The 13453-nt window shown below is 73.5% G+C and carries 10 protein-coding genes; 8 read left to right on the forward strand and 2 right to left on the reverse strand.

Features of this window, described 5'->3' with window-relative positions:
* Nucleotides 1-56 precede the first annotated feature (56 nt).
* A complete protein-coding gene (gene aceE / locus BX266_RS11150; RefSeq protein WP_099898960.1) occupies nucleotides 57-2807 on the forward strand; it encodes a pyruvate dehydrogenase (acetyl-transferring), homodimeric type in 2751 nt (916 codons plus the stop codon).
* Nucleotides 2808-2883: 76 nt separating this feature from the next.
* Here the strand turns inward: aceE and BX266_RS11155 are convergent, their stop codons facing one another.
* Nucleotides 2884-4407, reverse strand: coding sequence for a hypothetical protein (locus BX266_RS11155; RefSeq protein ID WP_143686906.1), 1524 nt, complete (start codon nucleotides 4405-4407; stop codon nucleotides 2884-2886).
* Nucleotides 4408-4712: 305 nt separating this feature from the next.
* Nucleotides 4713-6299, reverse strand: a complete 1587-nt coding sequence (locus tag BX266_RS11160; protein ID WP_099898964.1) for an MFS transporter — start codon at nucleotides 6297-6299, stop codon at nucleotides 4713-4715.
* A 199-nt stretch (nucleotides 6300-6498) separates the two neighbouring features.
* On the opposite strand from BX266_RS11160, the gene BX266_RS11165 reads away from it, so the two are divergent.
* From BX266_RS11165 to BX266_RS11195, 7 genes are all read left to right on the forward strand, one after another.
* A complete protein-coding gene (locus BX266_RS11165; RefSeq protein WP_099898966.1) occupies nucleotides 6499-7164 on the forward strand; it encodes a TetR/AcrR family transcriptional regulator in 666 nt (221 codons plus the stop codon).
* A gap of 87 nt (nucleotides 7165-7251) precedes the next feature.
* Nucleotides 7252-8541 (forward strand): sensor histidine kinase, encoded by a 1290-nt coding sequence (locus BX266_RS11170; RefSeq protein WP_259464652.1) that lies wholly within the window; start codon nucleotides 7252-7254, stop codon nucleotides 8539-8541.
* Entirely contained in the window at nucleotides 8538-9215 is a 678-nt protein-coding gene (locus BX266_RS11175; RefSeq protein ID WP_099898970.1) for a response regulator transcription factor, read from the forward strand. Before BX266_RS11170 ends, BX266_RS11175 begins: the two co-directional genes overlap by 4 nt.
* Before the next feature lie 115 nt (nucleotides 9216-9330).
* Nucleotides 9331-10446 carry an alpha/beta hydrolase gene (locus BX266_RS11180; RefSeq protein ID WP_099898972.1) on the forward strand — a complete coding sequence of 372 codons (1116 nt, stop codon included), beginning with the start codon at nucleotides 9331-9333 and terminating at the stop codon, nucleotides 10444-10446.
* Between the two features lie 33 nt (nucleotides 10447-10479).
* Entirely contained in the window at nucleotides 10480-11682 is a 1203-nt protein-coding gene (locus tag BX266_RS11185; protein ID WP_099907695.1) for an acyltransferase, read from the forward strand.
* Between the two features lie 53 nt (nucleotides 11683-11735).
* Nucleotides 11736-12071 carry an MmcQ/YjbR family DNA-binding protein gene (locus BX266_RS11190; RefSeq protein WP_099898975.1) on the forward strand — a complete coding sequence of 112 codons (336 nt, stop codon included), beginning with the start codon at nucleotides 11736-11738 and terminating at the stop codon, nucleotides 12069-12071.
* Nucleotides 12072-12215: 144 nt separating this feature from the next.
* Entirely contained in the window at nucleotides 12216-13448 is a 1233-nt protein-coding gene (locus tag BX266_RS11195) for an alpha/beta hydrolase (RefSeq protein ID WP_099898977.1), read from the forward strand.
* The last annotated feature ends 5 nt before the right edge of the window (nucleotides 13449-13453 follow it).

Raw genomic sequence — 13453 nt, forward strand, 5'->3', positions numbered from 1 at the left:
GTAGCACGATGGAGGCGGCGCGACAACTCAGTTTCGACCGACAGTGAAGGAACAGCGTGGCTTCCGGATCCGATCGCAACCCGATCATCATTGGCGGCCTCCCGAGCCAGGTCCCGGACTTCGATCCCGAGGAGACCGCGGAGTGGCTGGAGTCGCTTGACGCTGCCATCGACGAGCGCGGGCGCGAGCGTGCCCGTTACCTGATGCTGCGGCTGATCGAGCGCGCCCGCGAGAAGCGCGTCGCCGTGCCCGAGATGCGCAGCACGGACTACGTCAACACCATCGCCACCAAGGACGAGCCGTTCTTCCCCGGCAACGAGGAGATCGAACGCAAGATCCTGAACGCGACGCGCTGGAACGCGGCCGTCATGGTCTCCCGCGCCCAGCGCCCCGGCATCGGCGTCGGCGGCCACATCGCCACCTTCGCCTCCTCCGCGTCCCTCTACGACGTGGGCTTCAACTACTTCTTCCGCGGCAAGGACGCCGACGGCGAGTCCGGCGACCAGGTCTTCTTCCAGGGCCACGCGTCGCCCGGCATCTACGCCCGCGCCTTCCTGCTGGACCGACTGACAGAGCAGCAGCTCGACGCGTTCCGCCAGGAGAAGTCCAAGGCGCCGTACGGCCTGTCCAGCTACCCGCACCCGCGGCTGATGCCGGACTTCTGGGAGTTCCCGACCGTCTCGATGGGCCTCGGCCCGCTCGGCGCGATCTACCAGGCCCGGATGAACCGCTACCTGGAGCACCGCGGCATCAAGGACACCTCCGACTCGCAGGTGTACGCCTTCCTCGGCGACGGCGAGATGGACGAGCCCGAGTCGCTCGGCCAGCTGTCGCTGGCCGCCCGCGAGGGCCTGGACAACCTGACCTTCGTGGTCAACTGCAACCTGCAGCGCCTGGACGGCCCGGTCCGCGGCAACGGCAAGATCATCCAGGAGCTGGAGTCGCAGTTCCGCGGCGCCGGCTGGAACGTCATCAAGCTGGTCTGGGACCGCTCCTGGGACCCGCTGCTGGCGCAGGACCGCGACGGCGTCCTCGTCAACAAGCTGAACACCACCCCGGACGGCCAGTTCCAGACCTACGCCACCGAGACCGGCTCGTACATCCGCGAGCACTTCTTCGGCGGCGACCTGCGCCTGCGCGCCATGGTCGAGAACATGACGGACCAGCAGATCCAGCACCTGGGCCGCGGCGGCCACGACCACCGCAAGGTCTACGCCGCGTTCAAGGCCGCCCGCGAGCACAAGGGCCAGCCGACCGTCATCCTCGCGCAGACCGTCAAGGGCTGGACGCTGGGCCCCAACTTCGAGGGCCGCAACGCCACCCACCAGATGAAGAAGCTGACGGTCGAGGACCTGAAGCGCTTCCGCGACCGGCTGCACCTGCCGATCACCGACAAGCAGCTCGACGAGGGCTACCCGCCCTACTACCACCCGGGCCGCAACTCGGAGGAGATCCAGTACATGCACGACCGCCGGGAGGAGCTCGGCGGCTACGTGCCCACCCGCAAGGTCCGCCCGCGCAAGCTCGAACTCCCGGGCGACGAGGCGTACAAGGCGGTCAAGAAGGGCTCCGGCAACCAGACCATCGCCACCACCATGGCGTTCGTCCGGGTGCTCAAGGACCTGATGCGGGACAAGGGCATCGGCAACCGCTTCGTGCCGATCGCGCCCGACGAGTACCGCACCTTCGGCATGGACTCGCTGTTCCCGTCCGCCAAGATCTACAACCCGCTCGGCCAGACCTACGAGTCGGTCGACCGCGAGCTGCTGCTGGCGTACAAGGAGTCCCCGGCCGGCCAGATGCTGCACGACGGCATCTCCGAGGCCGGCTGCACCGCCTCGCTGATCGCCGCCGGCTCCTCGTACGCGACGCACGGCGAGCCGCTGATCCCGGTGTACGTCTTCTACTCGATGTTCGGGTTCCAGCGCACCGGCGACCAGTTCTGGCAGATGGCCGACCAGCTGGCCCGCGGCTTCGTGATCGGCGCCACCGCCGGCCGCACCACCCTCACCGGTGAGGGCCTGCAGCACGCCGACGGGCACTCGCACCTGCTGGCCTCCACCAACCCCGGTGTGGTCGCCTACGACCCGGCCTACGGCTACGAGATCGCGCACATCGTCCAGGACGGTCTGCGCCGCATGTACGGCTCCTCCGCCGAGCACCCGCACGGCGAGGACGTCTTCTACTACATGACGGTCTACAACGAGCCGATCAAGATGCCGGCCGAGCCGGAGGGCGTCGACGTCGACGGCATCCTCAAGGGCCTGTACAAGCTCAAGGACGGCGACGCCGGCCAGATCCCCGCGCAGCTCCTCGCGTCCGGCGTGGCGGTGCCGTGGGCCCTGGAGGCGCAGCGCATCCTCGCCGAGGAGTGGAACGTCAAGGCGGACGTCTGGTCGGCCACCTCCTGGAACGAGCTGCGCCGCGACGCCGTCGAGGCGGAGGAGTTCAACCTCCTGCACCCCGAGGAGCCGCAGCGCGTCCCGTACGTGACCACCAAGCTCTCCGGGGCCGAGGGTCCGTTCGTGGCCGTCTCCGACTGGATGCGCGCCGTTCCGGACCAGATCTCCCGCTGGGTCCCCGGCCAGTACCAGTCGCTGGGCGCCGACGGCTTCGGCTTCGCCGACACCCGCGGCGCGGCCCGTCGCTTCTTCCACATCGACGCCCAGTCGATCGTCCTCGGCACGCTCACCGAGCTGGCCAAGCAGGGCAGGATCGACCGCTCGGTGCTGAAGGCCGCGATCGACCGCTACCAGCTGCTGGACGTGGCGGCCGCCGACCCGGGCGCCGCCGGCGGCGACGCCTGATCCGCCCCTGCAACGCCCGAGGGCCGGGCCCCCGCACCACGCGGGGGCCCGGCCCTCGGGCGTTGCAGGGCGGCGGTCAGCCGGTCGTGACCCGCTTGCGGCGCCGGGTCCGCTCGGTGTCCGGGGCGGCGGAGGGGGCGGGCCCGTCGGCCGGGGTGGTGAGGAGCGCGGCCGCGGCCAGCACGAAGGACAGCCCGGTGGCGAAGACGCCGTAGATCAGGTGCTTGGTGTTCTCGATCGCCTCGCCGTACATGGCGGTGGCGAACTGGGTGAGCGTCACCCCGCCGAGGCAGATCATCAGCGCCAGGACCGCCCGCCGGCGCGGGTTGCCCCCGCTGCGGCGCAGCCACCACGCCCCGGCCGCGGCGAGCACGACCTGGAGGCCGAGCACCCAGCCGCCGCCGAGGGTGCGCAGGAAGCCCGTGTACAGGGCCAGGCGGTGCTCCTGGGCGCCCGCCGGCTTCCCCGCGGCGACCGGGTAGGTGCCGAGGTTCCCGGGGCGGGCGGCGGCGAAGTCGTCCAGGCCGCCGTCGGCGATCCGCAGCGCGACCCCGGGGTGGCGCAGCAGGTAGCCGCCGATGTTGGCGTAGGTGATCCGGTCCTTGACCTCGGGCCAGCGCGGGTCCTTCTGCGGGGCCTTCTCGCCCCACCAGTTCATCCCGGCGTACTGCCCGAAGTCGGCGGGCAGGCCGAGGTCGACGGCGTCCGCGGCGGGGTCGGAGCTCTTGCCCATGATCCCGACGAAGATCATCTCGGTCCGGTTGATCTCCTTGAACGCCTCCATCTGGTACACCAGCGTGTGCACCCCGGCCGCCCCGACGACCAGCGCCGCGACCAGCGGCAGCGCCCGGTCCCGGAGCCGGCCGGTCCACCGGCCGACTGGGACGCGGCAGGCCAGCAGCAGCACCAGGAACGGGACCGCCATCGTCAGCGCCTGCATCTTGGAGGCCACCACCGTGACGGCGCCGACCGTGAACACCGCCAGGCCCAGCAGCCGTGCCCGGGGCGAGCCGCCCAGGTGCATCGCGCCGGCGGTGGCGAACAGCAGGCCGGTCAGCCCGGCCAGTTCGCTGAACGGCGAGCCGGCGTAGTTCGCCACCACCGAGTCGCCGACCACGACGAACAGCGCCGCGCAGACCAGCAGCCGCAGCAGCAGTCGGCCGCGCAGGGCGACCGCGAAGAGCGCGAACGCCAGGCCCACCAGGCCGCACCAGAGCAGTGCCTGCGCCCGCAGGTCCAAGTAGGCGGAGTAGCCGAGCAGCCGGCTGACCGGCCGGGCCAGCTCGGGCATCCACTGACCGCTGCCCGGATAACGGCTGCCGGGCGGACATTCGCCGGGCAGCGCGTGGTCGTAGCGGAAGTTGGCGTACCTGAACCACCACCAGGAGCCCTCGTCGAGGTGCACCTTGGCGTCCAGCGCGCACATCCGGCTCGGGCCGTCCCCGTTGTCGGCCAGGCCGATCGCCCCGTGGTGGAAGATCCGGAGGACCATCACCAGCGCGGCGGCCAGGCCCACCAGCGGGCCGAAGACCCACCGGCGCCCGAGGAACGCCGCTGCCCGCTCGGCCCGGCGGCGTCCCTGTGTTCTCTGCTCACTCACGCAGGGCACCCTAGTGCACCTGCTCGAACGCCCGGCCGCACGTCCCGCCGGGTCGGATGTGCACGACCGGACAGGCCCCGGGGGCGGTGCGCCCGATCGGAGCCCGGCCCTCGGGCGTTCTTGCCTCCCCATTGAGGTTCGTGCTCGACCCGGACGGGCGGAGGGTGAGCGGTGGGGCAGGCGTTGCGCTGGGTGGGGGTCGTGCTGGGGCGTTCCCGCGCCACTGAACCTCCGCGGGCCGGGCCGCCGGACCGGCACGGGGCCGGGCTGCACCGGCCCGGCCCCGCAGGGATGTTGACGGATCGTCAGATGTGCACGGCCGGGCCGGCGTCGTTCGCTCCGCGCCGGGTGAGCAGGCCGAGGCCGGCCGCCGCCGCGGCGACGATCGCGGCGACCACGAAGGCCACGCTCATGCCGCTCACGAAGGAGGAGTGGACCGCGTCGGCCATGCCCTGCACGAGGTTTGCCGGGGTGTCGGCCGGGGCCGGCGGGGCGATGCCCAGCTGGGCGGCCTGCTTGAGCTGCTCGCCCTGCTCGCCGGTGGGGAACGGAACCCCGGTGGCGGCCCACTTGTCGGGCAGCGTGCTGGTGACCTTGGAGGCCATCACCGCGCCGAGGACGGCGGTGCCCAGGCTGCCGCCGACCTGCATCGCGGCCTGCTGCAGGCCGCCGGCCACGCCGGACAGCTCCAGCGGGGCGTTGCCGACGATGACCTCGGTGGCGCCGACCATGACGGGGCTCAGGCCGAGGCCCATCAGGACGAACCAGAGGGCCATCACGCCGTTGCCGGAGTGGATGTCCAGGGTGGACATGCCGAGCATGGCGGCGGTGGTGAAGAGCATGCCGCCGACGATCGGGATGCGCGGGCCGACCTTGCCGATCAGGAAGCCGGCCAGCGGGGCGCCGACGATCATCATGCCCGTCATCGGGAGCAGGTGGACGCCGGCGTCGACCGGGGCCATGCCGTGCACGTTCTGCAGGTAGAAGGTGACGAAGAAGATGCCGCCGAAGAACGCGAAGGCCATCAGCACCATCAGCAGGGTGCCGGCCGAGAGCGGCACCGAGCGGAACAGCGCGAGCGGGATCAGCGGTTCCTTGGCGTAGTTCTGCCAGACCGCGAAGACCACCAGGGCGAGCACCGCGCCGCCCAGGAAGAGCAGGGTGGCGGGGTCGCCCCAGCCCCAGCCAGGGGCCTTGATGATGCCCCAGACCAGCATGAACATCGCGCCGGAGAGCAGCACGATGCCGGGGACGTCGAAGGACTTGGCGGCCTTCTCGGCGCGCACGTCCTTGAGGATCAGCAGTCCGAGGACCAGCGCGATGATGCCGACCGGGACGTTGATGAAGAACACCGACTCCCAGTTGACGTGCTCGACCAGCAGGCCGCCGACGATCGGGCCGGCCGCGGTGGAGGCGCCGATGACGCCGCCCCAGATGCCGATCGCCATGTTGAGCTTGTCGGCGGGGAACGCCCCGCGGAGCAGGCCGAGCGCGGCGGGCTGGAGCAGGGCGCCGAACAGGCCCTGCAGCACCCGGAAGAAGATCACCTGCTGGATCGAGCCGGCGAAGCCGATCGCGGCGGAGGTGGCGGCGAAGCCGACCGCGCCGACCAGGAAGGTGTTGCGGTGGCCGAACCGGTCACCGATCTTGCCGGCGGTGATCAGGAAGACCGCGAGGGCCAGCAGGTAACCGCTGGTCACCCACTGGATGTCGGCGGGCGAGGCCTTCAGGTCGGTCTGGATGGCCGGGTTGGCGATGGCGACGACGGTGCCGTCGAGGGCCACCATCATCACGCCGACGGCGACCGTGAGCAGGGTCAGCCAGGGGTGTCCCCGCAGCTTTCCCCCCGCGGCCGGAGCCGCCTCCTTGTCGAGTACTACGGACTGGCTCATGGCTCGGGACTTCCCCGTTCGTGTGGTGTGGCGGGAGCGCTGCGACGGACCGGCGGCACCCGGGCCCTCGCCCGTCCCCACGAGCTCCAGAACGACCGGGCACCGCCATCCGGGAACATTATGTCAGCCACTGACATTCGACAAACGGTGACTCGTGTCACTTGATGCCATGTGGCAGGACCGGCGGTATCGTTGGCCCATGGCCACCCCCACCACCGCCGCCGACCCGCAGTCCGTCGGCCTGCGCGAACGCAAGAAGCGGCGCACCCGGGACGCCCTGGTCGGCGCCGCCCACCGGCTGTTCCTCTGCCACGGCTACGGGCGGACGACGGTGGACGAGATCGCGTCCGAGGTGGAGGTCTCCCAGCGCACCTTCTTCCGGTACTTCGCCAACAAGGAGGAGGTCGCCCTCGCCGTGCTGGCCGAGGCCGAGGAGGCGTTCCTGGACTGCCTGCGGGCCCGCCCGGCCGGGGAGAACCCGCTGGAGGCGATGCGCGGCGCGGTCCGCGAGGTGTGGCAGGCGATCGACCAGGAGCGGGGCGCCCAGCGCGGCTCCACCACCGCCGCCCTGGAGCTGTTCGAGCTGATCGAGTCCACCCCGACGCTGCTCGCCGCCCACCTGCGGCACTCCATCCAGCAGGAGGTCGAGGTGGCCCGGATCCTCGCCGACCGCGAGGGCCTCGACCCGGAGGTCGACCTGCGCCCCCGCCTGCTGGCCGCCGTGTTCGGCACCGTGGTGCGGATCTCCCACCTGTCGTACGCGGCCGAGCCGGACGCGCACACCCAGGGCATGGACGGCATGCTCGCCCTGATAGAGCGTCACTTCGACCAGCTCGGACCGGCGTTGGCGGGTTCCTGGCGCTGACCGGCCCCGGGTAGTACCCGGGTATCACCCGGGGCGCGCTACCGGAGTATGAGGACACCGGGACGACCCCGCTCTACCCTCGGCCCGGTGAGCACCTGGAACGAGTTTCTCCGCGCCCTGTCCGAGCCCGTCCCGGACCGCCGGCCGCCGCTGTCCACCGCCCGCAGGCGGTGGGTCCGGGCGGTGCCGTACGGGGTGGTGCTGGCCATGGTCGGCTCGCTGCTGCCCACCGGCATCGTCGGGCTCACCGAGTACTACGGCGTGAACCCCTCGCTGGCCACCGCGCTCGCCGTGGTGCAGGCCGGGGCGCTGGGGCTGGCGCTGACCCGGCCGCTGGCGGCCTGGCAGCTGGTCGCGCCGTCCGTGGTGGTCGGTGCGATCGCCACCCACGGGGCCGCCGCCGAGCAGCCCTGGCCGTGGCCGGTCACCACGCTGCTGTCGTACCTGTTCCTGATGGTCCTGCTCGCGGTCCGCGAGCGCGGCCGCACCCTGCTCGCCGTCTGGACGGTCACCTTCCTCGGCTGCAGCCTCGCCTGGACCGTCTTCAACGAGAACTTCGACGGCTCCTCGGTGGTCGCCTGCGCGGTGTCCGGGGCGGTGCTGCTGCTCGGCTGGAGCCTGCGCGGGCGCGGCGAGGCCCAGCGGCGGCTCGCCGAACAGGAGCAGATCTCCGAGACCGAGCGCGCCGGACGCACCCTGCTGGAGGAACGCGCGCGGATCGCCCGCGAGTTGCACGACGTGGTCGCCCACCACATGTCGGTGATCGCCGTCCAGGCCGACAGCGCCCCCTACCGGATCGAGGGCCTGCCCGCGGCCGCCGTCGACGAGTTCGGCCAGATCGCCACCGCCGCCCGCGGCTCGCTCGCCGAGATGCGCCGCCTGCTCGGCGTGCTGCGGACCGCCGGCACCGGCGCCGACAAGACCCCCCAGCCCGGCCTCGCCGACCTGCCGGGACTCCTCGCCACGGTGGCCCAGGCCGGGGTGCGCGCCGAACTCGCCGTCGACGACGGCGTCCACGCCCTCGACCCGGTGCCCGAGGCGGTCGGCCTGTCCGCGTACCGGATCGTCCAGGAGGCCCTCGCCAACGTGGTCCGGCACGCGCCCGGCGCCGCCGCCGAGGTCCGGATCACCGCCGCCGACGGCGCGCTCACCGTGCTGGTCGACAACGCCCCGCCGCCCGGCGCGGCCCCCGCCGTCGAGACCTCCGGCTCCACCGGGCAGGGCCTGGTCGGAATGCGCGAGCGCGTCCGGCTGCTGGCTGGCACCCTGGACACCGGCCCGACCACCGGCGGCGGCTACCGGGTGACCGCCGTCCTGCCGCTCGACGTCCGGGCGGCCGGGCCCGCTGACGCCGCCTCAGGGGAGACCACCGAATGACCATCCGCGTCCTCATCGTCGACGACCAGGCGATGGTCCGCGCCGGATTCGCCGCCCTGCTGAACGCCCAGAGCGACATCGACGTGGTCGGCGACGCGCCCGACGGGCGGCAGGCCCTGGAGGTCAGCGGACGCACCCACCCCGACGTGGTCCTGATGGACGTCCGGATGCCCGAGATGGACGGCCTGGAAGCCGCCCGCCGCCTCCTCGACCCCCCGCCGGGGGTGGTGCACCGCCCGCGCGTCCTGATGCTCACCACCTTCGACGTCGACGACTACGTGTACGAGGCCCTGCGGGCCGGCGCGTCCGGCTTCCTGCTCAAGGACGCGCCGCCCGCCGACCTGATCGCCGCCGTCCGCGTCGTCGCCGCCGGCGACGCGCTGCTCGCGCCGTCCGTCACCCGTCGGCTGATCGCCGACTTCGCCAGGAACCGGCCCGCGCCGCGCCGCGACCCGCGCCTGCGCCTCAACGGGCTCACCCCCCGCGAGACCGAGGTCCTCGAACTCATCGCCCGCGGCCTCTCCAACCAGGAGATCGCCGCCCACCTGGTCCTCGCCGAACAGACCGTCAAGACCCACATCGGCCGGATCCTCGCCAAGCTCGACCTCCGCGACCGCGCCCAGGCCGTGGTCCTCGCCTACGAGAGCGGCCTGGTCCAGCCCGGAACGGCCTAGGGAGCGCCCCCGGCTACCGCCGGGGTATGACCTCCGGCTTGGCTCTGCGGGGTGACGCTCCGCCCGGTGTCGGGTTCCTACCTTCCTCCTCGTTGCCGAACGAGAGGAGGAGCCGATGCTGTCGCGTCTGCGTCGGGGGACGGCCGTCGCCGGGTTGGTGCTGGTGGCGGTGCTGGGAGTGGGGTCGTGGGCGTCGGCGGAGGGTCCGACGCCGCTGACGGGGCCGCCGGGGGTCGCGGCGTGGGACGCGGACACCACGCTGGGGGTGCGGCTGCCGGAACCGGCGACGTCCTCGCCGGCGGAGGTGGCCGCGTTCTTCGACACCCTGCCGCTCGCCCAGCGGGACGCCCTCGCGGTGCGCCACCCGCAGGTGGTCGGCAACCTGGACGGCGCGCCGGTCGCGCTGCGGCTGCGGGCCAACGCGCTGGCCGTCGAGGAGGAGCGGGCGAAGGAGCAGTCCCGCGCCGAGGACCCGTCCCGTTCGGAGGGCGAACGTGCGGCGGCCGCCGCGAAGGCCTCCCGGTACGCCGGCCTGAGCGGTCGTCAGCTGCTCGCCTTCGACCCGCGCGGCCGGGGCCAGGTCGCCGAGGTGTTCGGGGACCTCGCGCACGACGGCCGGACGGCCGTGCTGGTGCCCGGGGCGGACGTCGACCTGACGACCTACGACCGCGGCTCCGCCGACGGCTACGACACCCTCGCCGGGATGGCGCGTTCGCTGCGCGCCGCGAGCGGTGACCGGGTGGCGGTGGTGGCGTGGGCCGGATACCCGACGCCGCGCGGGTTCGGGGTGGACGTGGCCCGCGAGGAACTGGCCGATGCGGGGGCGGAGCGGCTGGACCGGCTGGTGGCGGGCCTGGCGCCGGTGACCGGTCCGGTGGCGCTGTTCTGCCACAGCTACGGGTCGGTGGTGTGCGGGCGGTCCGAGCCGGATCCGCGGCTGGTCTCGCAGCTGGTGGTGCTGGCCTCGCCGGGGATGGGCCTGGAGCGGGCCGAGCAGGTGGCCGTCCCGGTGTGGGCGGTGCGGCGCAACGCGGAGGACTGGATCTCCGAGGTGCCGAACGTCTCGCTGTTCGGGTTCGGGCACGGCGCCGACCCGACGGCCGCCGAGTTCCACGCCCGGCTGCTGCCGTCCGCCGGGTCGCACGGTCACAGCGGCTACTTCGCGCCGGGTTCGGCCTCGCTGGCGGCGTTCGCCGCGCTCGCCCTGACCGGCTCCCCCTCCGCTTCCTGACGCCCCCTCGACGAGGAGATCCCCGTGCTGACCATGACCGCGCTCCGCCGTACCGCCGCCACCGTCGACGCCAGGACCCCCGCCGCCCGCGACCGCGCCCTGGACGGGCTGCGCGCCCTCGCGCTGCTCTCGGTGCCCGTCGGGCACTGGCTGCTGGGCGGCTTCACCGCCACCGGCGGGGTGCTGCACAACGCCAGCCCGCTGGGGGCGCTGCCGTTCATGGCGCCGCTGAGCTGGGTGCTGCAGATGCTGGGGGTGTTCTTCCTGGTCGGCGGGCGGGCGTCCGCGCTGTCGTGGAAACGGGCGGCGGAACGGGGCGTGGGCGCCGGGGAGTGGCTGCGCGGCCGGGTGCTGCGGCTGGTGCGGCCGGTGCTGGGGGTGGCCGCGGTGTGGGCGGCGCTGGTCCCGCTGCTGCGCGGGCTGGGCGTGCCGGCCGGCACGGTGCGCACCGGGGCGGTGCTGATGGTGCAGCCGCTCTGGTACATCGCGATGTACCTGGTGCTGACGGCGCTCACCCCGCTGTGCGTCAGGTTCGGCGCGCGGCTGGGCGGTTGGGCCTCGGCGGTGCTGCTGGCGGCGGTCGCGGCGGTGGACCTGCTGCGGTACGGGCCGTGGGGCGCGGCGATGCCGGGGTGGCTGAGCCTGCTGAACCTGCTGCCGGGCTGGCTGTTCGCCTACCAGTTGGGGGTGGACTGGGCGCACGGCCGGATCTCCCGGACGGGGGCGAAGCTGGTGGCGTTCGGCGGGGCTGCCCTGTTCGCGGTGCTGCTGCTGGTGTTCCACTACCCGGCGAGCATGGTCGGCGTGCCGGGGGCGGCCCGCACCAACTCGCACCCGCCGTCCCTGCTGGTGCTGGCGCTGGCCTCGGTGCAGGGCGGGGCGGCGATGCTGCTGAAGGACCGGCTGGGCCGGCTGCTGCGCCGTCCGCTGCTGTGGCTGCCGGTGGTGGTGGTCAACCTGGGCGCGATGACGATCTTCTGCTGGCACCAGAGCGCGATGTTCCTGACCGCGCTGGCGGCGTCGCACCTGGGCGCGGTGCCCGGTCTGACCGCCGCCCCCGACTCCGGCCCGTGGGCGCTGGCCCGGCTGGCCTGGCTGCCGGTGTTCGGCGCGGTGCTGGCGCTGATCGGCCGCTGGGCTCGGCGCTTCGACGGGCCGTGGCCCTCGCGCACCTGGCGGGCGGTGGCGGCCGCGGGGGCGGCGCTGTTCGCGGTGTACGCGCTCGGCGCGGTGTGACCCCGGGCCTGACGGTCCGTCGGATGTCGGCGCGGACCCGTACGCTGACGGCCATGGCGACCTTCGACGAGCTGAGCGCACTGGCCCTGGCGCTGCCTCGGGCCCACCGGGAGATCACTTGGGAGCAGGTGACCTTCCGGGTGGGCCGGAAGATCTTCGCGATGGGCGCCCCGGAGTCCGGGGCGGCGTCGGTGAAGGCCCGGCCGGAGGAGCAGGCCGAGCTGATCGCCGCCGCGCCGGAGGTGTTCGCGGTGGCCCCCTACACCGGCCGGTTCGGCTGGGTGCGGGTGCAGTTGGCGGGCGTCGAGACCGAGGAACTGCGCGAACTGCTCACCGAGGCGTGGCGCTCGGTCGCGCCGAAGAAGGTGCTGAAGGAGTACGGCGAGTAGCGTCCGGGGGAATGTGACGGGGAACACAGTTTGCTCCCTGCCTCCGGGGTCGGCCGCCCTCTACTCTGGCTGACTAGTAGTTGGCAGTCACAGCACCGTCGGGCCCGTCCCGCCGCGATGTACCGGCCCGAGGGAGTGGACGCGATGCACCGCAGGCGGATCAAGCGGATCCTCGTCGTGGACGCCCGGCGCCGCAGGCGGATCAAGCGCCTCATGATCAGCGTGTTCGCCGGCGCCGCCGTCCTGGTGGACGCCGGCGCCGCGGCCGCCCAGGCCGCCGCCTCCAACGAGCAGTTGGCGATCACCACCCCGCCCGCCGGCAGCGCCGCCTGGGTGCTGGACGAGTCCTTCGGCCGCGAGCTGCCCGACCCGGCCACCGCCGACCCGGCCGCCGTCGCCGCCTTCTTCGCCTCGCTGACCCCCGCCGAGCTGGACCGGCTGATCGCCGAATACCCGCTGGTGGTGGGCAACTTGGACGGCGCGCCGCTGGCTGCCCGGTACCGCGCCAACCGGGTGGCGATCACCGCCGAGCGGGACCGCGCCCGGCAGCGCGGCCAGGACCTCACGCTGGACGCCACCGCCCGCGCGCTCGCCACCTCCCGCGCCAACGACTCGGAGCGGCTGCTCGCCGACGGCCGGCAGATCCTCGCCTTCGACCCGCGCGGCCGCGGCCTGGTCACCGAGGTGTGGGGCGACCTGGCGACCGCCCAGCGGGTCGCCGTCCTGGTGCCCGGCTCGGACGCCGACCTCGGCCACTTCGACCAGACCGCCGAGCCGCTGCGCTCCCCCGCCGGCATGGCCCGCGCCCTGTACGCCGAGGAGCACGCGCAGTCCCCCGGCACCCGCACCGCGGTGATCGCCTGGACCGGCTACGTCACCCCGCAGGGCCTCGGCCCGGACGCCGTCACCTCCCGCCTCGCCGAGGCCGCCGCCCCGCGGCTGGAGCGGCTGCTCGGCGGGCTGAAGCAGACCACCCGCCCCGACGCGCCGCCCGCGCTGCTGTGCCACTCGTACGGGTCGGTGGTGTGCGGCACCGCCGCCCCGACGGTGCACGGGGCGCAGGCCACCGACCTGGTGGCGTTCGGCAGCCCCGGGATGGGCGTCGAGTCGGCCGCCGAGCTCGGCACCGGCGTCCAGGTGTGGGCGGCCCGCAACGCCGGCGACTGGATCGGCAACGTCCCCTACCTGGAGGTCGGCGGCCTCGGGCACGGCGCCGACCCGACCACCCACGCGTTCGGCGCGATGTCGATCTCCTCGCTGGGCGCCAACGGCCACAACGGCTACCTGGCCGAGGGAACCGCCAGCCGGCACAACTTCGCCGCCATCGCGCTCGGCCACTACGGGGACGTCAGCGGCCCCTCGGAGAGCCAGGGCTGACCGCC

The organism is Streptomyces sp. TLI_171, from assembly GCF_003610255.1.
Classification (GTDB): domain Bacteria; phylum Actinomycetota; class Actinomycetes; order Streptomycetales; family Streptomycetaceae; genus Kitasatospora.

What these genes read in the sequence shown, in the direction of transcription:
- BX266_RS11195 (WP_099898977.1), top strand. Translation starts at nt 12,216, where the DNA reads ATGCACCGCAGGCGGATCAAGCGGATCCTCGTCGTGGACGCCCGGCGC.
- BX266_RS11175 (WP_099898970.1), top strand. Translation starts at nt 8,538, where the DNA reads ATGACCATCCGCGTCCTCATCGTCGACGACCAGGCGATGGTCCGCGCC.
- BX266_RS11160 (WP_099898964.1), bottom strand. Translation starts at nt 6,299, where the DNA reads ATGAGCCAGTCCGTAGTACTCGACAAGGAGGCGGCTCCGGCCGCGGGG.
- BX266_RS11190 (WP_099898975.1), top strand. Translation starts at nt 11,736, where the DNA reads ATGGCGACCTTCGACGAGCTGAGCGCACTGGCCCTGGCGCTGCCTCGG.
- BX266_RS11180 (WP_099898972.1), top strand. Translation starts at nt 9,331, where the DNA reads ATGCTGTCGCGTCTGCGTCGGGGGACGGCCGTCGCCGGGTTGGTGCTG.
- BX266_RS11165 (WP_099898966.1), top strand. Translation starts at nt 6,499, where the DNA reads ATGGCCACCCCCACCACCGCCGCCGACCCGCAGTCCGTCGGCCTGCGC.
- BX266_RS11185 (WP_099907695.1), top strand. Translation starts at nt 10,480, where the DNA reads ATGACCGCGCTCCGCCGTACCGCCGCCACCGTCGACGCCAGGACCCCC.